This is a genomic window from Halalkaliarchaeum sp. AArc-GB (genome assembly GCF_031432225.1).
Classification (GTDB): Archaea; Halobacteriota; Halobacteria; order Halobacteriales; family Haloferacaceae; genus Halalkaliarchaeum.
Window position 1 is genome coordinate 26,746 of record NZ_JAVKGM010000015.1, and the last position, 20,058, is coordinate 46,803.

17 protein-coding genes and 1 pseudogene are annotated in these 20,058 nt (G+C 64.8%); 7 read left to right on the forward strand and 11 right to left on the reverse strand.

The genetic code is table 11. The features are described from left to right. Positions 1–81: 81 nt before the first annotated feature. Positions 82–423 (reverse strand): hypothetical protein, encoded by a 342-nt coding sequence (locus tag RH858_RS13085; RefSeq protein ID WP_259536380.1) that lies wholly within the window; start codon positions 421–423, stop codon positions 82–84. Positions 424–620: 197 nt separating this feature from the next. Between RH858_RS13085 and RH858_RS13090 the strand changes: the two genes are divergently transcribed. Beyond that, positions 621–1,022 (forward strand): universal stress protein, encoded by a 402-nt coding sequence (locus tag RH858_RS13090; protein WP_259536381.1) that lies wholly within the window; start codon positions 621–623, stop codon positions 1,020–1,022. On the opposite strand, the gene RH858_RS13095 is transcribed toward RH858_RS13090, so the two are convergent. The 3 genes and pseudogenes from RH858_RS13095 to RH858_RS13105 form a co-directional block, all read right to left on the reverse strand. After that, positions 1,019–1,327 (reverse strand): hypothetical protein, encoded by a 309-nt coding sequence (locus tag RH858_RS13095; protein ID WP_259536382.1) that lies wholly within the window; start codon positions 1,325–1,327, stop codon positions 1,019–1,021. The genes RH858_RS13090 and RH858_RS13095 overlap by 4 nt on opposite strands. Positions 1,328–1,330: 3 nt before the next feature. Further along, complete coding sequence (locus RH858_RS13100) at positions 1,331–2,482, reverse strand: DUF63 family protein (protein ID WP_259536383.1); 1,152 nt, start codon at positions 2,480–2,482, stop codon at positions 1,331–1,333. A 125-nt stretch (positions 2,483–2,607) separates the two neighbouring features. Next, positions 2,608–3,036 (reverse strand): annotated as a pseudogene (locus RH858_RS13105) (Lrp/AsnC family transcriptional regulator); the annotation flags it as partial. Positions 3,037–3,143: 107 nt separating this feature from the next. Here RH858_RS13105 and gatB point away from each other — a divergent pair. After that, entirely contained in the window at positions 3,144–4,631 is a 1,488-nt protein-coding gene (gatB, locus tag RH858_RS13110) for an Asp-tRNA(Asn)/Glu-tRNA(Gln) amidotransferase subunit GatB (RefSeq protein WP_259536384.1), read from the forward strand. 3 nt (positions 4,632–4,634) lie between these two features. Here gatB and gcvPB read toward each other — a convergent pair whose 3' ends face one another. The 4 genes from gcvPB to gcvT all read right to left on the reverse strand — a co-directional run bounded on the left by gcvPB (position 4,635) and on the right by gcvT (position 9,079). Beyond that, positions 4,635–6,053: an aminomethyl-transferring glycine dehydrogenase subunit GcvPB gene (gene gcvPB / locus RH858_RS13115; protein WP_310562101.1), complete on the reverse strand. Its 1,419-nt coding sequence runs from the start codon at positions 6,051–6,053 to the stop codon at positions 4,635–4,637. Then, positions 6,050–7,378 (reverse strand): aminomethyl-transferring glycine dehydrogenase subunit GcvPA, encoded by a 1,329-nt coding sequence (gene gcvPA, locus RH858_RS13120; RefSeq protein ID WP_259536386.1) that lies wholly within the window; start codon positions 7,376–7,378, stop codon positions 6,050–6,052. The genes gcvPB and gcvPA overlap by 4 nt, the downstream gene beginning before the upstream one ends. 42 nt (positions 7,379–7,420) lie before the next feature. Next, the gene (gcvH, locus tag RH858_RS13125) at positions 7,421–7,801 is read right to left on the reverse strand and encodes a glycine cleavage system protein GcvH (RefSeq protein ID WP_259536387.1); all 381 of its coding nucleotides are present in this window, start codon (positions 7,799–7,801) and stop codon (positions 7,421–7,423) included. A gap of 153 nt (positions 7,802–7,954) precedes the next feature. Then, positions 7,955–9,079 (reverse strand): glycine cleavage system aminomethyltransferase GcvT, encoded by a 1,125-nt coding sequence (gene gcvT, locus RH858_RS13130; protein ID WP_310562102.1) that lies wholly within the window; start codon positions 9,077–9,079, stop codon positions 7,955–7,957. A 189-nt stretch (positions 9,080–9,268) separates the two neighbouring features. On the opposite strand from gcvT, the gene RH858_RS13135 reads away from it, so the two are divergent. Both RH858_RS13135 and RH858_RS13140 read left to right on the forward strand, forming a co-directional pair. Then, positions 9,269–9,718 (forward strand): NYN domain-containing protein, encoded by a 450-nt coding sequence (locus RH858_RS13135; RefSeq protein WP_259536389.1) that lies wholly within the window; start codon positions 9,269–9,271, stop codon positions 9,716–9,718. Positions 9,719–9,865: 147 nt separating this feature from the next. After that, complete coding sequence (locus RH858_RS13140) at positions 9,866–10,819, forward strand: transcription initiation factor IIB (RefSeq protein WP_119819569.1); 954 nt, start codon at positions 9,866–9,868, stop codon at positions 10,817–10,819. A gap of 18 nt (positions 10,820–10,837) precedes the next feature. On the opposite strand, the gene RH858_RS13145 is transcribed toward RH858_RS13140, so the two are convergent. Next, complete coding sequence (locus tag RH858_RS13145; protein ID WP_310562103.1) at positions 10,838–12,529, reverse strand: flippase activity-associated protein Agl23; 1,692 nt, start codon at positions 12,527–12,529, stop codon at positions 10,838–10,840. 133 nt (positions 12,530–12,662) lie between these two features. Between RH858_RS13145 and RH858_RS13150 the strand changes: the two genes are divergently transcribed. Together RH858_RS13150 and RH858_RS13155 are read left to right on the forward strand one after the other, a co-directional pair. Next, positions 12,663–13,094 carry a universal stress protein gene (locus RH858_RS13150; RefSeq protein WP_259532920.1) on the forward strand — a complete coding sequence of 144 codons (432 nt, stop codon included), beginning with the start codon at positions 12,663–12,665 and terminating at the stop codon, positions 13,092–13,094. 79 nt (positions 13,095–13,173) lie between these two features. Beyond that, positions 13,174–15,003 (forward strand): class I adenylate-forming enzyme family protein, encoded by a 1,830-nt coding sequence (locus tag RH858_RS13155; RefSeq protein WP_310562104.1) that lies wholly within the window; start codon positions 13,174–13,176, stop codon positions 15,001–15,003. 28 nt (positions 15,004–15,031) lie between these two features. Here the strand turns inward: RH858_RS13155 and RH858_RS13160 are convergent, their stop codons facing one another. Next, positions 15,032–16,318 (reverse strand): MFS transporter, encoded by a 1,287-nt coding sequence (locus RH858_RS13160; RefSeq protein WP_310562105.1) that lies wholly within the window; start codon positions 16,316–16,318, stop codon positions 15,032–15,034. A gap of 119 nt (positions 16,319–16,437) precedes the next feature. Between RH858_RS13160 and RH858_RS13165 the strand changes: the two genes are divergently transcribed. After that, positions 16,438–19,119, forward strand: coding sequence for a GAF domain-containing protein (locus RH858_RS13165; RefSeq protein ID WP_310562106.1), 2,682 nt, complete (start codon positions 16,438–16,440; stop codon positions 19,117–19,119). A 24-nt stretch (positions 19,120–19,143) separates the two neighbouring features. Here RH858_RS13165 and RH858_RS13170 read toward each other — a convergent pair whose 3' ends face one another. Then, complete coding sequence (locus RH858_RS13170) at positions 19,144–19,812, reverse strand: helix-turn-helix domain-containing protein (RefSeq protein ID WP_310562107.1); 669 nt, start codon at positions 19,810–19,812, stop codon at positions 19,144–19,146. Positions 19,813–20,058: the final 246 nt, after the last annotated feature.

Sequence of the window (20,058 nt, forward strand, 5' to 3'; positions counted from 1 at the left end):
CTACTCGTGGAGAGATCTTAAAATGACGTGTTGTTTCTGCGAAAGGACAACCACCTCCCGCGGAACGATCGCCGAGGACCGTCAGGGGCTGTTCGGTGCCCCCTGCATCACCTCGAAGTCGCCCTCCCTGTCGACGCCGATGACGGCCCAGTCGTAGGGGGGCTTCAGGCCGAGCAGGAACTCCCGGAGGTCGGGGGCCGCGCGTTTCCACGTCACATAACACCGAAGCCGGGCGCCGTCCTCGCCGCCGTCCGTGAGTACGCGTTCCGGCTCTTTCGCGTCGTCGGCGTCGAGGGGAACCACGTGAACGCGGCGCCACTTTCGCTCGGCGACGAACGTCGTCTCCCCGCCGGAGATCGTGTAGCCGAGCGACCTGAACACCTCCCTGGCCTCCGTCGTCGGTGGCATGCTTGCAGGGGCCATCTATCGGGGGGTTTCGCCCACATTGTGTTAAAGGTTATCACGATTCAACGACGCCGACATGTCGAAACGAGATCACACTGGCCGAGCGACACCCACGCCGGCTTCGACGGCCGGAACCGTCGGTGGGGGCGACTCTATCGAACCGGTTTCGAGCGAAAGCGACACGCTCTTGCCCCGAGACGTACCCATCTCGAGCAATGACGCTCGTCGTGGTCCCTGTCAGATATCCGCTCTCTGAACACTCGAGAGTCACGCTGGAACACGCGATCGGCGTGGCCGACGAACACGACGCGACGTTGACTGTTCTCCACGTCAACCTGTTTCAGGAATCGCGGAAAGTGACCCGGACCGACCTCAAACGCGCCGTCCAACGGGAGTTCGGGCGGCTACCGAATGCGAGATACGTCGTCCGCGGGGGGTTCCTCCTCGAGGAGACGATCCTCGAGGAGGTCGCCGCCGAAGGGGCCGACATCGTGGTGATCGGGGCGAAACAGGCGGGCCGCTGGCGACGGATGTTCCGCAACCTCCTTTCGGATCCCGACATCGACGAGTACCTCCGCGAGCAGCTCGACGCGACCGTGGTTACTGTCGACTTTTAAGTACCGCCGTCGTCGTTCTCGAACTCGCCGAGCAACTCTGCGGTGAGCCGCCTCGCGGCGTCGACGTGTTCGTCGGCTTGCGGGTCTCCGGTTTCGTCCACTTGCTCGAGGAGCTCCCGAACCTTCGCCAGCCGCTTTCGCCGCACCTCCGGGGACGCCCCTCGCTCGACGAGATCACCGACGAGCGCTTCCGACTCGCCGATCCAGTTGCTCGCGTCCCGTTCGACCGGCAGCTCCAGAACGGCCTGGAGCCTCTGGTGGAGATCGTGCAGCTGATCCCGGGTGTCCGGATCAAAATCGGTCACGCGTTACACCCCGAACGTCGCCCGCAGCATGTCGCGCGTTCCGGGTCCGAGCCCGACCGCGAGCACCGCAACGAGCAGCAGGATCGAGAACCGCGGGGACTCCTCCATGACCTCCGGTTCGAAGATCCAGACGACGAACGTCGCCGCCGCGAGCTTGACAAACAGGAACGGCCACGCGTCGCCGGTGACTGCGACGATCGCCTCCGGAAGGAACCGGCCCGTGTACTCGACGATCGCGGCGTTTATGGGATGTTTCGGAACGAGGTTTGCTCCTGCTCCGAGTGTCGGCATCCAGTTGAGGCCGATCACGTTTGCGACGCCGTCGACTGCGTGTCCCCAGATGATCACGAACCCCATCCATCCGGTTCCGGCGTTGATCCCGGGCGCGAACCGTGCGATCAGCCGCCACGTCCCCCACGTCGCGGCCGTCGCGATGAAAAGCGTCACGACGAGCACCTGGACGTGGAACTCGGTGAACTCCGTCGTTACGGCAAGGTAGCCGAGATATCCGATGGTGAGTACCAGGACGACGCTTCCGAGTCCGAACAGCGCGTAGTCGTACCGGTCGACCATCCCGCGTTCGGCCGCCGAATACGCCGCGAGCACGCACGCGAGCGTGAGGAGAAACACCGTGACGTAGATGAACGGGCTGATTATTAGTGCGCTGTACGGGAATGCCACGAGCGGCTCCGCCCCTGCCCGGACGGCGGAGACACCGGCGTCCTCGACGGTGCGAAGCGCCCCCCCGAACAGCATGAACGGGAACAGCGCGTAAAAGAACCGCCGGTCGGTCCCGATGTCGAGTCGCTTGAGCAGCACGTAGACGCCAGCGAGCGCTATCAGGAGCACCGTGATGTAGCCGAGCGACGAGACCGGCGTGTATCCCGGGTAGGCGACGATCTGGCTCGCCGCGTCGGCCTCCGCGCAGGCCTGAGTGCCCTGGAGATACTCGACGGTCCCGCCCGACCGGGCTGTGCAGGTTGCGCCGTGCCCGTCGGCGGCGACCGGCCCCCAGAAGTACTGCCAGATAAACCGATCGTAGACGAGTCGCGGGAACAACAGATATCCGACGCCGAGCACCGCCACGATTCCGGCGACCGTGGCTGCCCAGGCCCCTTCCGGGTTCCGATAGAGGCGATCGGGAAGGCTACTCATATCCATCACACGGGCGAGGGATCGCTTCAGCGTTCCGATCCGCCGTCGGATCGAGTACCGCTACCGAACTCTCCGGCGGAGTCCTCCGTAGAGCGCTCACTCTCGGGAACAGCCACGCCGACCGCCTCGTAGTCGGTACCGAGGATGATCATCGTCTGAGAGCGTGCGAACCCGGCCATCTGTGCGACGTTGTCGAACATGATCTCACGGAGCTCGTCGATGTTCGGAGCGTGCACCCGCGTCATCACGTCGTACTCGCCGGTCGTGAGGTGGACCTCGGTGATGCCGTCTATCTCTCGCAGCCGCTCGAGGGCGTCCTCCTCTCTGCCCTGTTCGACTCTGAGGCCGACGAACGCCGACACGCCGTATCCCAGCGTTTTGGGATCGACTCGGGCGTGGTATCCCTCGATGACGCCCGCCTCCTCCAGTCGTCCGACGCGGTCGTGAACTGTCGCGCTGGACATGTCGATCCGGCGGGCAATCTCGCTGAATGGCGTCCGCGCGTCCTCCTGGAGGAGCCGCAATATGGCACGGTCCGTGTCATCGAGTTCCATGGTTCGTTCAGGGGCTCCGCGGCCTTTGAGGTTGCGAATGCGTCAACGTATCGCCGCGACGGTGTCGTCCCGTCACGTTTTACTCGCCCGGCCACGAACCCCGCCCAATGAGCGCGCAGGCCGCCGAGAAAGACCTCGCGGTCGTCATCGGCCTCGAGGTCCACGTCCAGCTGGAGACGGCAACGAAGATCTTCTGTGGCTGTTCTACGGACGCCGCCGACGGGGAGGAACCGAACAGTCGAACGTGTCCGACCTGCCTCGGGCTCCCCGGATCGCTCCCGGTGCTCAACGAGGCCGCAGTCGAAGCCGCCGTCAAGATCGCGAAGGCGCTCGACGCCGAGATTCCGGAACGGACCACGTTCCACCGCAAGAACTACTACTACCCCGACCTGCCGAAGAACTTCCAGCTCACCCAGTACGACGCCCCGATCTGTGCAAACGGCGAACTGGAGATTAGCGTCGAGGGGACTCGCCGGTCGATCGGGATCACGCGAGCACACCTCGAGGAGGACCCCGGCAGCCTCGACCACGTCGGCGGTGGGATCGACACCGCCGACTACACGCTCGTCGACTACAACCGGGCGGGGACGCCCCTCGTCGAAATCGTGACGGAGCCGGACTTCCGGTCGCCCGCCGAGACCAGAGCGTTTCTGGCGAAACTCGAGGAAGTGCTGGAGTACCTCGGCGTGTTCGATCCCGAACGGGACGGGAGCCTCCGGGTCGACGCCAACATCTCGATGGTTCCCGGCGACGCCGTCGACGACGGCGGTCGAATCGCCGAGGAAGCGCTCTCGACGGCCAACCGAACGGAGGTGAAGAATATCTCCAGTCACAAAGGGGCCGAGAAGGCGCTCGCCTACGAGGTGACCCGCCAGCGGAACGCCATCAGACGGGGACGGGAGATCGAACAGGAGACACGCCACTGGGACGAGTCACGCGGGATCACCGTCTCCATGCGGACCAAGGAGGCGGAGAAGGACTACCGCTACTTCCGTGAGGCCGACCTGCCGCCGCTTGCGGTCGCCGGCTGGCGCGACCGGATCCCGATCCCGGAGCTGCCGGACGCCCGCCGCGAACGGTTCCGCGAGGAGTACGGGCTCGACGCCGAATCCGCCTCGAAACTCACCTCGACCAAAGAGGTCGCCGACTTCTTCGAGGACGTCGCAGCAGAGTTCGACCCCGACCTCGCGGCCACCTGGGTGGCCGACAACCTGCTCGGGGAACTGCACTACCGCGACATGGAGATCACCGACGTGGCCGGCCGTCTCGATGAGTTCACCCGCCTGATCGAACTCGTCGACGGCGAGGAAGTGACGGTCAAGAACGCCGAGGAGATCGTCCTCCGGACGATGCTCGACGAGGGGCGCTCGCCCGACGAGATCGTCGACCGCGAGGGGCTCGGCAAGACGGGCGGCGAGGCGGTCGCCGCCGCCGTGACCGAAGCGATCGAGGAGAACCCGGAGGCGGTCGAGGACTACCTGGCCGGCGAGGGCGGCGCGATCAACTTCCTCGTCGGACAGGTGATGCAGAAAACGGGCGGCAGCGCCGATCCGGGGGACGTCAATCAGCTGTTGCGCGAACGACTGGACGACTGATCGTCACTCGTCGTTCAGCGTGTGCCACGAGAGAATCGGATTCCGTGCGGCCGACGCCTGGTCGATCCGGGCGGCGGTCGTTCGGTTGGGCGCCGACTCCAGCGTTTCGTCGGAGTCGCCGTACGCCCGGTTGAACGCCTCTGCGAGGTCCTCGACGGACTCTTTGCTCTCGATTTCGGTCGGCTCGGTGAGCATCGCCTCCGGAACCATCTCCGGCCACTTCGTCGTCGGCGGGTGGACCCCGTAATCCAGCATCCGCTTTGCGACGTCTGCGGCGTCGCGGTCGCCGGAGGTAGCCGCGAACTCGTGGTGGAACGGGCCGTACGGCACCTCCAGGTCGATCTGGGACGCGAGGTAGTTCGCGTTCAGCACGGCCTTCGCACTGGTGTCGACGAGCCCCTCGTTGCCGAGCCGGCTGATGTAGGCGTAGGTTTTGATCAACACCAGCCAGTTGCCCATGAAGCCGTGGACTTTTCCAATACTGTGGTCGGGCTCCTCGAGAACGTAGTTGCCCTCGCGCTCGCGAACTTGCGGTTCCGGGAGGAACTGCTCGAGTTCTTCGACGACGCCGACCGGGCCCGCGCCCGGACCGCCGCCGCCGTGGGGGGTGGCGAACGTCTTGTGCACGTTGTAGTGCATGATATCGAACCCCATGTCGCCGGGCCGGGCGCGTCCGAGCAGCGCGTTCAGGTTCGCGCCGTCGTAGTACAGTACGCCACCGGCGTCGTGGACGATCTCGGCGATTTCGACGATGTCGCGCTCGAACAGCCCAACCGTGTTCGGGTTCGTAAGCATGAGCGCGGCGGTGTCTTCCGACACCGCGGCCTCGAGCGCCTCGACGTCGACGCGACCCTCCTCGTTGGAGGGGAGTTCGACGACGTCGTAGCCTGCAAGCGCCGCGGTCGCGAAGTTCGTCCCGTGTGCCGAGGCGGGGATGATGACCTCGCTTTTGTCGTTGCCGTGGTGTTCGTGATACGCCTTCGCGATGAGGATCCCGGTGAACTCGCCGGCCGCGCCGGCCGGCGGCTGGAGCGTCACTGCGTCCATGCCGCCGATCTCGGCCAAATACTCCTGGAGACTGTGATACAGCTCCAGTGTCCCCTGGACGGATGCAGAGGATCGGTCGGGATGGACAGCCGCGTTCGGATCCGCCGCGAGGTCCTCGGTAAACCGCGGGTTGTACTTCATCGTACACGACCCCAGGGGATACGGCCCGGAGTCGATGCTCCAGTTCATCTGCGAGAGCCGGGTGTAGTGGCGCGCCACTTCCGGCTCGGACACTTCCGGCAGGGTCAGCGAATCGCGGGTCAACTCGTCGGGCAGCGGCGAGTCGTCCCCGATCTCGACGGTCGTTTCGTTTTTCTCAGACAGCAGCGGTTCGTGTTTGTCCTCGCGCGTGTAACGGGCCTGATCGTGTCTCATCGTGCCACCTCCTCGAACGCCGCGACGAGACCGTCCATGGCAGCCTCGTTCGTGTCGTCCACGCACACCTGCAACAGGTGATCGTCGACGACGTGGACCGCGTACCCATTGGATTCCAGGTCGCCTGCGATGGCAGCGGCCGGCTGGTCGGACCGGACGAGGAACTCCCGGAAGTGGTGCCGATCGTGGACCGGGGCCTGGAACCCGGAGAGCTCGTCGATTCGATCGGAGAGTTCGGCCGCGTTCTCGACAGCATCGGTCGCCAGATCGACGAGTCCGGTCGGTCCGAGCAGCGCGGCGTGCATTGCGGCCCGGAGCGCGACCCACGCCTGGTTGGTACAGATGTTCGAGGTCGCCCGCTCCTTGCGGATGTGCTGTTCCCGGGTCTGGAGTGTCAGCGTGTACGCCCGGTTGCCGGCGTCGTCGTCGCTCGCCCCGACGAGTCGCCCCGGGACCTGTCTGAGGTACTCTTCTTTCGTCGCAAACAGGCCGAGACCCATTCCGAAGCTCGTGGGCAGCCCCAGCGCGTCGGCCTCGCCAACCACGACATCGACACCCAGCGCTGCGGGCTGTTCGAGCAGCGCCATCGCGACCGGATCGGTGCCGTAGACGAACAGGGCGTCGTGTTCGTCGGCGAGATCGCCGACGGCGGACAGTTCCTCCTGGATAACGCCGCGGACAGTCGGGTTCTCGGCGTAAACGGCGACGACGTCCTCGCCGATCCGGTCTCGGATCGCGTCGACGTCGGCTGCGCCGTCGTCCATCGGGTACGTCTCGACGACGAGATCGGCACCGTCACAGTAGTTTTCCAGCACCGACTGCTTCCCGTCCCGGAGCTGTTCGGGAATCAGCACCGTATCCCCTGAGATCTGCCGGAGCCGGCTGGCGAGCGTTGCCGCCTCACCCAGCGCCGTCGCTCCGTCGTACATCGAGCAGTTGGCGATCTCGAGACCGGTGAGTTCGACGATCAACGACTGATACTCGAACAGTGCCTGCAGGAACCCCTGTGTGATCTCCGGCTGGTACTGTGTGTAACTCGTCAGGAATTCTGCCCGCAACGAGAGGTGATCCACGAGCGAGGGGACGTAATGCGAGTAGTGTCCCCGGCCCAGGAACTCCGTCAGATCGTCGTTGCGAGCAAACGTCCGGCGAACCTCGGACTTGACCGCGGGCTCTCCCCGTGCCTCGATGTCGAGGTCGCCATCGAAGGCCACCTCCTCGGGGATGTCGAACAGCTCCGACTCGTCGTCGACACCGACCGCCTCGAGCATCGCCGCCACGTCGGCGTCCGTGTGCGGAGCGAACGGCGTTCCACCTGTCGTCATCGCCCGCTCCCCCGTCGGAATGCTGGTTGGATCATGGCTCGATCACTCGATCTGTGCTTCGTACTCGTCTGCGCCGAGAAGATCGTCGAATTCTCCCTCGTCGCTCACTTCGATCTCGACGAGCCAGCCGTCCCCGTACGGGTCGTCGTTGACGAGTTCCGGCTGGTCGAAGACGGCGTCGTTTACGGCCGTCACTTCCCCCGAGACGGGGGCGTAAACGTCCGAGACCGCCTTGATGGATTCGACCACGCCGAACTCCCCGGCCTGCTCGACCGTGTCGCCGACGTCCGGCAGTTCCACGAAGACGATGTCGCCGAGTTCGTCCTGGGCGAAGTCGCTGATGCCGAACCGAACCGTGTCGCCGGTCGTCGTCCACTCGTGTGTGTCCCTGTACCGCAGGTCGTCGGGTATTTCGAAGCTCATCCCGGTTGAAATTCGGGGATCAGGTACTTATACGGCGTGGACTTCGTCCGGCCCGCCGGAGACGATAGATCCAAATCCCCGAACCACGAACGGCATGGGGTTCAGCAATCGGACGAACGGGGATCAGACGGACGGGGATCAGACGGACGGGGATCAGACGAACGGGGGCGTGACGACCTTCGCGCGCTTCTCGTCGCCGCGGACGACGACCGAGATCTGGTCTCCCTCCTCACAGTCAGTCGAGAGATATCCCAGCGCGATCGGTTCCGAAAGCGTCGGGCTCATAGTTCCCGACGTGAGGTGTCCGACCGGTTCGCCGTCGGCGCGGAGTTCGTAACCGCCGCGGGGGACGCCCCGGTCCAGCAGTTTGACGCCGGTGAACCGCTCCTCGATGCCTTCTTCCTTCTGCGCCTCGAGGGCGTCGCGACCGATGAATTCCGTGTCGAGTTTGACTGCAAAGCCGATGCCGGCTTCGTAGGGCGTGTGCGGTTCGTCTTCGGGGTGGAAGTCCTCGCCGGACAGGAGGAACCCCTTCTCGATCCGGAGGGTGTCGCGGGCGCCGAGGCCACACGGCTGACAGTCGAACGCCCCCCACACGTCGACTGCGGCGTCGGTCGGGCACATCACCTCGAACCCGGGCTCGCCGGTGTATCCGGTCTTGGCGATGAAGCAACGTGCCCCCGCGATAGTCCCGAAGCCGGCCTCGTTCCGGGAGAACTCCGAGACGGAGCTTGCCGGCGCCGACTCCTCGAGTTCGGTGACTGCGTCGGCGACGAGTCTCGGGGCGTCGGGACCCTGCACCGCGACCATTCCCCACGACTCGGTAGTGTTTTCGACCGTCGCATCCAGCGCCTCGTCGTCGCGATAGTCGACCCACCGGTCGTACATCTGTTCGTCGTGGCCGGCGTTCGGGATGAACAAAAACGACGTCTCGTCGTCCGCGGCGCCGGCGGCTTCGCCGTCCGGATACCGGTAGACGATCGTGTCGTCGATGATGACGCCGTCCGCTCGGGTGATCGCCGAGTACTGTGACTCTCCGGGGTCGAGGGCGGTCACGTCGTTGGTCGTCAGTCGCTGCATCAGCGTCGTCGCGTCGGGGCCCGACACCTCGATCTGTCCCATGTGTGAGACGTCGAAGATGCCGGCCTCCTCCCGAACGGCCGCGTGTTCGACCCGGATCGAGTCGAACTCGACGGGCATCTGCCACCCGCCGAAGTCGGTGAACTTCGCTCCTAGATCGTCGTGTGTTCCGTGCAGCGGCGTTTCGCGTGATGCCATACCGGATGTACGGCTGTCACTGGTAATTGTTCTTGCCATCCACTTTTTTGACGGGAGGCTCGCTGTGAGTCGAAACCGATGAAGGTAGCTTGTCAGCGGATCCTCGAACGCAATCGTCTCTCCAAGGCCGTTACGGCAACACGACACCGGGAACGCGGAGTATTTCCCCGCCGGCCCGGTACGGGGGATATGAACATCGTGGACAGGTTTCGAACCCCGTCGAAGCCCACCGGCGTCGCGCTGTTCGTCGACGGTCCCAACGTGCTCCGCGAGGAGTTCGACGTCGACCTGGACGACGTTCGAGCGGCAGCAGAAAACCGGGGACCGCTGGTCGCCACGCGGCTGTATCTCGACGAACACGCCACCCCCGGGCTGATCCAGGCGGCGGAGGCCAGGGGCTTCGAGGTGATCGTCACGAGCGGCGACGTCGACGTGAAACTCGCCGTCGACGCGACTGCCTTCGCGATCGAAGGACGCGCCGAAACCATCGCCATCGCCTCCAGGGACACCGACTTCAAACCGGTTCTGGAGGCGGCCAACCGCCACGGTTGCCGGACGTTCGCGATCGCGCCGGGAACTCACGGTCGATCGGACGCGCTTCGCAACGCCGCGACCGACAGCGTCACACTCGGCGAATAGCTCGGCTCCGGCGGCTGTCACCCCCGTATTAGGCCCCAAACTGACCTATCTATTCGGTCAGATATTGCTCCGAACCGGAGCAGCTAAATCGAGCAGTTCATTCCCCAGCAAGAATCTTTATATATGAACCCCACCACAAATCTTATAATGGAACGTCCGAACAGGCAGCGCCAACAGCAGCGAGAAGCCGAACAGGAATCGGACGAATCCGTCAATTGCCCGGAATGTGGCTCCGAGGAGGTCGTCGCGGACGCGGATCAGGGGGAACTCGTCTGCGACGACTGCGGGCTCGTCATCGACGAACGACAGATCGACCGCGGACCGGAATGGCGGGCGTTCAACCACTCAGAACGACAGTCCAAGTCGCGCGTCGGCGCCCCGATCACGGAGACGATGCACGACAAGGGGTTGACGACGACGATCGACTGGAAGGACAAAGACGCCTACGGGCGGTCGATCTCCTCGAAGAAGCGCTCCCAGATGCACCGGCTGCGAAAGTGGCAGGAACGCATCCGCACCAAGGACGCCGGCGAGCGCAACCTCCAGTTTGCCCTCTCGGAGATCGACCGCATGGCGTCCGCGCTCGGTGTACCGCGCTCGGTACGGGAAGTCGCCTCCGTCATCTACCGTCGCGCGCTCGATGAAGACCTCATCCGCGGCCGCTCCATCGAGGGCGTCGCCACCGCCGCCCTCTACGCCGCGTGTCGTCAGGAGGGCATTCCCCGATCGCTCGACGAGGTCGCAGAAGTTTCGCGGGTACCACAAAAGGAGATCGGCCGGACGTATCGATACATCTCCCAGGAACTCGGCCTCGAACTGAAGCCGGTCGATCCCAAGCAGTTCGTCCCCCGGTTTGCGTCGGCGCTGGAACTCTCCGAGGAGGTACAGGCGAAGGCGACCGAGATCATCGACGTCTCGGCCGAACAGGGCCTCCTCTCGGGGAAATCCCCCACCGGGTTCGCCGCCGCCGCCATCTACGCCGCCTCGCTTCTGTGCAACGAGAAGAAAACCCAGCGCGAAGTCGCCGACGTCGCCCAGGTCACCGAAGTCACCATCCGAAACCGCTACCAGGAACAGATCGAAGCGATGGGCTTCAGGTAGCGGTCGGGGGCGCCCCTGTTATCCGCGGAGGAAGACGACGACTTCCCTGTCTTCCAGTGCCGTCCGATAGCTCCGCTCCTGGTAGCCGTCGAGTCGCTCGGCCACTGCGTTCCGGTGCTCCGGTGTCGTCAACACGACCGCTGGCGGGTCATCGTCTGCGTCGTCGCCGACGTACTGGGCGAGTCCGTCGGGGGACGCAACGCTTTCCGACTGCGCACCTGCGCGTTCGAGATACCACGGCAGCGGGAGGCGTTCGCCGAACGTGGCGGCCTCTTCCTGCGACAGCGGCGGCGCGTCGAACGCACGCTCGTCGGCAACCGCGAACTGGTCGCCGACGTAGACGGCGTCTGGGCTTCCGACCTCGGGACTCCCGGCTCCGGGCCCTCCGTCGTTCGTCCCGCCGATCGCGTCGGCGATATCACCGACGAGCGGTTCGAGGTCGTCGGCGGGCTGGGCGAAGTGAGCGAACCGGTCGTGATACTCCTCGTCGTCGAGAGCCGGATCCCCCGGCGTCGCGTACGCGTCCGCCGCCAGCGCGGCCGTCGGAACGGCGAGTGCGAGCAACACCAGAAGCACCGCAGCGAGGCGGGCGGCGTCGTCGGCCGCGAGGGCGTTTCGGGCCGACCGGAACAGGAGGGCGATCCCGACCGCAGCCGGAATCGAAAGCACGACCGTGACGTGGACGAGCACCCAGGAGGCGAGCACCTCGTTTCCGAGCGAGAACACCAGAACACCGAACCCGGCAGCCAGCCCGGCCCAGCGGATCAAAAATCCAGATCTGCCGTCACCATCGTCGGCCCGAATCCCGTACCGCTGGGCGAAGAAGCCGATTGCGGCGGCGACGAGGACGGGAAACCCCTGGAGCGTCAGGGATTCGGTGGCGAACGTCACCGCATCGAGGAACTGTGTTCCCTCCCGGCCGGCGACGTATACGCCAGTTGCGGCGTCGAACGGATCCACCAGCGCGGCCTCGAACAGCGCGAACGGGCCGAGATCACTGCCGCGCGGCACGTACGCGACGAACAGCGTCGCCGCAAACGCCAGAGCGCTCCCGGCGACTGGACCGAGCCAGCGATCCGCGAACGATCGAACCGCCGCGACTCGGCGTTCCGAAAGCGCTTCCGCGTCGCGCACGCGCCGGTGATCTACCGCAAAGACGAACGCGGCCGCGAACGCAGCGAGATAGCCCAGTGCCTGCATCGAGGTGGCGACGGCGAGTCCGGCGGCGACACCGGCCGCGTAGAGGAACCGCGCGTCGTCCGCGTCGACTGCGCGAACTGTCAGTCCGACTGTAATTAAGGCGAACGTGGCGACGGGGAGATCGCCGCGCAGAAAGCGGCTGTAGTAAAGTAAAAGCGGCGCGAACCCGAGCACCAACGCGAGTGCGACGGTCTCGTCGTCCCGGAGCCGGCTTCGGAACAGCAACGCGGCAAGCGCCAGTCCACCTCCCAGGAGCGCCACCGCGGCGCGGGCGCTCGCGTCCGTCGCCGGGAGCACCGCAAACAGCGTCTCGTTGAGGTGATACAACAGCGGACCGCCGCCCACCGGTCGGTACGCGTAGCTCCCGGTGTCGGCGTACCGGAGCGTCCAGTAGCCGACGCGGGCCTCCTCCCAGTGGAACGGCCGCGCGCCCAGCCGGACGAACCGGGCGAGCATCCCGGCAACTGCCACGGCCGCGACGGCCGCGACGACGCGGTCGATCCGGCGCATAACCCTCCGTTTCACTCCGTCCCAAGAATGTTTTCGGGTTTCCGTCGGCGGCCCGGTCGGTCGACGTTCCGCCCGGTTGCCTCGCCGTCGCTTATATCATGGTTTTTAACGGAAGGGGTCGTAGCTTCACTCGATGTACGACCGAATCCTGATCCCGACGGACGGGAGCCCGGCGGCCGAGGCGGCGATCGAACACGCGATCGACATCGCGGAGAAGTACGACGCGACGGTTCACGCGCTGTTCGTCGTGGACGGTGCAGCCTACTCGACGCTCGAGGCGGGCGCCGAAATCGTGATGGAGGCGCTGGAATCCGAGGGAAAACGGGCGGTCGAACGCATCGCCGAAATCGCAGACGACGCCGGTCTCGACTGCGAAACGAGCGTCGTATCGGGGACGGCCTACCGATCCATCCGCGAGTACATCGACGATCACGACATCGATCTCGTGGTGATGGGGACACACGGCCGCCGGGGGATCGACAGGTATCTCCTGGGTTCGGTCACCGAGCGAGTCGTTCGGACGTCCGACGTGCCAGTGTTGACCGTTCGAAAGCCGGCCGAGTGAACGGATTCAGTAAAGATTCGGAAAGCGAGAGATCGAAAGCGACCGGAACACAGTAGTAGGAGGCTATGAATCGCCCACTATGCGCGATTGGCTGTCACACAGGGCGGCGGCGACGCCGGATCGCCAGGCGTTGATCCGCGCACGCGACGGCGAGACCTGGACGTACGCCGAACTCGACGAAGAGGTCGACGCCCTCGCCGGCCGGCTCGCCACGCTCGGCTTCAAGCCCGGAGATCACCTCGGCGTGGTTTTGCCGCCCCGCGTGACGTACGTCCGACTCGTCCACGCCGCCATGCGGCTCGGGCTCGTGTTGGTTCCGCTGGGTCACGACCTCACGGAACCCGAACTCGCCGATCGGGTGGGACGGGCCGACCTTACCGCGCTCGCCTGTGGGGAAGAGACGCTGGAGCGAGCGGTTGCCGCCGTCGATGGCACCGACGTTCCCCTCGTCACCGTCGATCCAACCGAGGGAGACGTCGCAACCGGAGATGCGTCCGATGGGAACCTCTCCGACGGGGACACGGGTGAAACTGTCACGGCCCTTTCTACCGTCCAGCCCGGCGAGGTGATCGTCGCCCCCTGGGAGCGCGTTGATCCGCTCCTCTTGCTTTTCACCTCCGGAACCACCGGGACGCCGAAACCGGTCGACGTCCGGATGGGGAACGTGCTCGCGAGCGCGGTCGCCTCCTCGTTCAGGCTAGGAAACTGCCCGGGCGACCGGTGGCTCGTGACGCTCTCGCTGCATCACACTGGCGGGATCGCACCCCTGTATCGAGCGACGCTGTACGGAACGACGATCGTTCTCCGTGAGGGGTTCGAGGCCGGCCCGGCCGCCGACGACATCGACCGGTACGACGTAACCGGCGTCTCGTTGGTTCCGACGATGCTCGAGCGGATGCTGGACGTCAGAGGGACGCTATCGGACTCGCTTCGAGTTGTACTTTTGGGCGGTGCGCCGGCCACGGCCGAGCTCGTCGAGCGGTGTCAGGGCTTTTCGATCCCGGTGTATCCCACCTACGGAATGACCGAAACCGCCTCGCAAGTGGCCACAGCCGCTCCCGACGAGGCGTTCGCCCACCGCGGAACCGTCGGCCGACCGCTGCTGTGGACCGACGTAGAGATAGTCGACGACGAGGGTAACCCGGTCGCCCCCGGCGAACGCGGCGAAATCGTCGTCTCGGGTCCGACTGTCGTTCCCGGCTACTACGGGATGTCCGAGCAAACAGATGACTCGTTCGGGGAGCGAGGGTTTCACACCGGTGACGTCGGCTACGTCGACGCGGAGGGAAAACTGTACGTGACGAACCGGCTGGACGACAGGATCGTCACCGGCGGCGAGAACGTCGACCCGGTCGAAGTCGTCGACGTCCTCCGGGGCCATCCCGACGTCGCAAACGCTGCAGTGGTGGGCGTTCCCGACGACACGTGGGGTGAGATCGTTGGGGCACTGATCGTTCCCGCCGACCGTCCGGGGGATGCCGACGTGGATGTCGCCGTCGACACCGACCCCGACAGGAGCGACCGGGAGGCAACCCAGGAGCCGGTCGGTCGCAGAGAATTGACCGCGTTCTGCGAGAACCGACTGGCGGACTTCAAGCTCCCCCGGGTCATCGCGTTCGGGGATTCGCTCCCTCGAACAGTGTCGGGGACTGTCGATCGGGACGAGATACAGGAGCGGCTGGAAGCAAGACTCGAAGAACGGGTCGACGATCAGGTGGCACTCGACGAAGATGACCCGGACCCCGAGGCGGAAGAGGCCGACTCGGAGGCGGAAGAGGCCGACTCGGAGGTGGAAGAGGCCGACTCGGAGGCGGAACGGAACGTGTCCGAACCGGGTTCCGAGGAGGACGTGTTCGATTACACCGAACCGTCCGACGCCGAGTTTCGGGGACCAGCTCACGAGGAGTGACTCGCTCGTCTCGAGCAGGAGATCCCAGTCACCCACGGTCGACGACGACCGACAGGTATACCGACAGGATGACGCTTGCAGCACCCAGCAGCAGAAACACGACGAACCCGTTCGCGTAGCCGGCGACTCCCTGGATATCGACGACGAGCCCGAATATCGGTGGAAGGACGAACCCGCCGAACGCGCCGATCCCACCGACGAGTCCCGCTGCACCACCGACTGCGCTGGGGATGTAGTGGGGCAAAAGCTGGAAAACAGCCGCGTTGGCGAGGCCAGTGCCTGCTGCAAGGAGCGCCATCCCGACCGCAGCGGAGATCGGGGTACTCGAAACCATCAGGGAGATCGATCCGACTCCGATGACGCCGAACCCGGCTATCGACGCCGACTCCCCTCCGATCTGGTCGCTCGCGACGCCGCCGACAACTCTCACGACCGTCGAGAGAAAGACGAAGCCAATCGCAGTCACCACTCCAGCAGTCCGGGCATCCAGCCCGTGGAACGCGGACCAGTAGGTAGGAAACCAGACGGTAAGCGCGAGGAACCCGCCGAACGAAACGAAATACAGGCCGACGAGTGCCCACGAGCGGGGCAATCTGGCGGCTTCCCTGATCGAGTCGTACCTGTCGCCGCCCGGAAACATGACTTGCCCGAGCTCCTCGGCCCGGGCTCTCGCCTGCTCGGGGGCAACGCCTTGCTTCAGCAGTTGGAAGTAGTATGGATCAACTGCAAGGTGGGCGTACAGAAGGGTTCCCGCGGCCAGTACCCCGAGCCAGAGGAGGTACGTGTTCGCGAGTCCGACCGCGGAAAGCGAGATCGGAACGAGAACGGTGAACACGCCGGGGGCACTGTTGCCGAGGCCACCGTAGACGGCGAGGGCGGTTCCCTGCGTTTCTATCGGATACCAGTACGAGGCCTGGGCGCTGCCGACTGGAAAGACGCCGACCCCGCAACCGGCGAGGGCACCGAAGAGGAACACCAGCGGGAACGACCGCCGGTCCAGACCGTCCGGATGAAACCCGACCAGAAGTGTGGCGAGTCCGGCCATCCCGACCGTCGAAAGCACCAGCAGAACCACGAACGGCCGTTTCGGACCGATCTCGTCGGCCCACGCGCCGACCGGAATCCGGAGCAGCGAGCCGATCAGGTTCGGCGCCGCCACGAGCAGCCCCAACAGCACGCCCGAAAGCTCCATTGCCCGAGTGAACTCTTCGGCAGCCGGGCCGTAGACTACCACCACCCCCAGGCCGAGGAAGAATCCGAACGTCGCGCCGGCCAGCCCGCGACGGGGTGTCCCGTCGACGGAAACCTCGCCCATACGTTGGCAACATCGAGGCCCGGTTTCTAGGTTTTGAAATCCCTGGCAGCCCTCTTCTCACTCAGTTAAAACCGTTGTGAGTGTTTAATGAATGACGAACGTACCTACAACAGAGTCAAATGTCGGATCAGTTCCTCGAGCAACGCACTGGAACTCACCGTCGGAGGGAGGGATTGACAGTTCTTCTCGTCGCACCGACGACGCTTCTCCCCGAACTCGAGCGTGGCATCCGGCCGGAGATCGATCGCGTCCTCACCACCTCTTCGGTCGAGAGCGCGCTCGCGTTGCTCGAAGGATCTGTCATCGACTGTGTGGTCAGCGAACTCCGGCTCGACGACGGTGACTGGCGCACGCTTTTGAGCCGGGTACAGGAGCGGGAGACGTCGCTCCCGTTCGTGGTGTGGACGGCGGACGGTGACGAGTCCGTCGCGAGCGACGGCATTGCCGCCGGTCTGTCTGATTACATTCCACGGGAGTCGACCGGCGACGTTGCCTTCGAAGCGGCTGCACGCCGGATCCGCAGAACAGTCGAACGCACCACCTCCCGGGAGGAGGGAGTGGGACGTGACCTCGAAATCGTCGCGGACCTGAATCAACGCCTGGGCCGCACCGACTCGGTCGAGGAGGGATTACACGTCGTGCTCACGGAAGTGTGTGAGTTGACCGAGTGGGCGTACGGTGAGCTGTGGGTGCCCGACTCCGAGCGGTCGGAACTCCGTCACGCGAAGTCGTACGTCCTCGACGACGCTTTCGGCGAGTTCGTCGACGTGACGAGGACGACGACGTTTCAGAAGGGCGAAGGGCTCCCCGGGCGGGTGTGGGCGACCGGGGACACGGAGTGGATCCGTGACGTCGCTGATCTCTCGCCGGACAAGTATATCCGGACGGAAATTGCAGACGAGTCGGATTTCAGTGCCGCGTTCGCCATCCCGGTGATCGTGGACGGCCGACTGGAGGCGGTGCTGGCGTACTACCTGACGGAGCCGCGCACGTTCGACTGTGAAAGCGCCGCCGTCGTCGAAACGCTCGCAGCGAGTTTCGGACACCTGATCGCAACCGAACGCGCGACCAGACGAGTCGGTGACGGTCCGATCCTCGAGCGGCAGGAGTCACAGTTGGAAACGCTGGAAGCCGCCACAGCAGGGCTACGCGAGGGGGGCACGGAGGACGAGATCGCCCGAACACTCGTCGATGTCATCGCGGACCTTCCAGGGGTGACCCTCCCGGTGGCGTACCTGTATGACAAACGCGAAGCGCGACTCGTCCCGATCGCGGCCGCCGGAACGGATTCCCTCGACGGGATCCCGGACGCGTTGCCAGGCGAAAGCGTCGTCTGGCAGGCATTCACGGAGGGCGAGATGAAACGGCTCGACGAGGGGCAACTCGTTGACGGGCTCGCTCCCGTCGGCACCGACGCCCATCGTCAGGTGGTGCTTCCGATCGGCGAACAGGGCGTGTTGATCGTCGCCGAATCAGAGGACGGATCAGGCTTCTCCCGGATCGAAATTCTACAGGCGGTGTGCCGGATGACCGGAGAAGTACTCGCACGACGGCGCAGCGAGGAAGAGCTCGCCGAGCGCAACGAGGAGCTCGAGACCCTACAAGACACGGTCGATCGCGACCAGCGGCTCCTCGAGATGGCTCAGGAAGCAGTCAGCGCAGTCGTGGGTGCAGACACCAGGCAGGCGATTTCCCGGCGAATCTGCACAGCACTCGCCAGCCAGCCGGGGATAGACGGTGCCTGGATCGGCGTTCCGGATCCCGGCCGGCGCGAACTGGAGGTGCACGCCGCCGTCGGCATGCCGGACGCGTATCTCAACGCCGTCCGACTCGCGCTGGAGGAGGAAGGTACGCTACCGGCCGTTCGGGCTGCAACACGGAGTGAGCCAGTCGTCGAACGCAACGTTGGGAATCGACCCCAGGAAACGGGTTGGCGGCGATCGGCGCTCCTGTATGGGTTCCGGTCGATCGTCAGCGTCCCGATAGAGCACGACGATTTCCTCTATGGGGTACTGACGGTCGTGAGCACCGACCTGGAGGCGTACGACGACTGGTTGCGTTCGGTTCTCGTTCGGGTTGGTCGGCTCGTCGGACACGGCTTCAACGCGATCGATCGGCGGGATGCTCTGATGGCCGAAGACCCGGTCGGAATAACTATCGAGCTGTCCGGCTCTCGGGACGTGTTCGATCGGCTCGTCGCAAACTGTGGAACGACGCTCCACATCCGGAACGTTGCCCGCCGCTCCGACGGCAGCTCGCTCGTGTATTTCCTCGCCGAGGGGGGCGACGCAGACGAGGTTTCGAGGTACCTCGAAGAGGACTCGGTCGTCCAGAGCCACCGAACACTCTCCCGGGACCAGTCGCCGGTCTTCGAGGCGGTCATTGTCGGCGATTGCATCGTTGCCGAGATGGCGGGCCTCGGTGCGGAGGTTCGCTCCGTCACTGTGTCACGCCGTGGGGCACGGATCGATCTTTCGACACCACGTGGGCGGGACAAACGCGAGTTCGTCTCACGCCTGAAAGATGCGTATCCCGGCGTCGAACTGACAGCGTACGTGACAGATCCGCAGTCGGGACCGGCGTCGACGCCGGCGTTCGAGGACTTGCTGACCGACCGTCAGCGCGAGATCCTCGAGGCGGCGTACCACAGTGGGTTCTTCGACCAGCCACGAAAAAGCACGGGCAAGGAGATCGCCGAGTCACTGGGCATCTCGCAGCCGGCCTTCTCGACGCAGCTTCGGGTGATTCAGCGCAAACTCGTCGAATCGATCTACGACCTGGAGTCGGCCGACCGCTCGTGAATACGGTGGGGAGGCTGGCGACCGCTAGAAGAGGTCCGTCACGAGTTTCGACTGGGCGGTGCGGAGACGCTCCGAGAGTGCGGATTTGCTGATGTCGAGTTCGCCTGCGATCTCCTCGAGGTGTACGTCCGCGCCGCTTTTAAAATAGCCACGTTCGACAGCTACCTCGACTGCCTCGCGCTGTTTCTCGGTCAATGTCGATCGATCGAACAGCACCAGATCGCCACAGTTTCCGGGTTCGGACACGACGAGGCGATCCACGGCGACGGATTCGACGGTCGATTTCAACTCGGTTACGAGTGGCCTGATCCCATTTCTGTCACTGATATGGGTCGTCACGTGCAACCAGCCGTCGGACACGCCGGTGTACTTTGGAACGCAGTCGAATCGCTGGAACGTATCGCAAAGACAGGACGCGTTCTCTTCCCGGCCGCTCATCGACACGACTTCGCCGCTTTCTAACACGAAGTCGATGAGACATCCCGACTCGCTCCTTGCGAACTGAATGTCTGATACCTCCGTCCCCTCGAGCCGGCGCGAGGTCCGGGGCTCCCCGCCGGGGGAGCCGAACGGGCGTGTCAACGGACACGAGTAGGCGGGGCCCGGCCTGAGGCGAAGTTCCAGGCGGGCACAGTTCCCTTTCGTACGGTCGATCGATCCCCCTGTGTTCCCCCCGTACTCTTTGATACTCATCCGTAGTTCGAATAACTACTGTGTGGTGCATAAGCAGATGTGTTAATCCGATAACCACAGTTCCGAAGATCCAATAATGATTGGCTGATCGTGCTGCTACCGGTTATTATTATGTCCCTCCGGACTTCCGCTTCGAGTTTGCTTTCGATCGAAAACGGGAGGGGTCTTAAAGTCCCGGACCGGTCCGGAGTGAGATACACCGCCCCGGTTTGCTTCGATACACCTGTCGACGATGATTGCCACGAC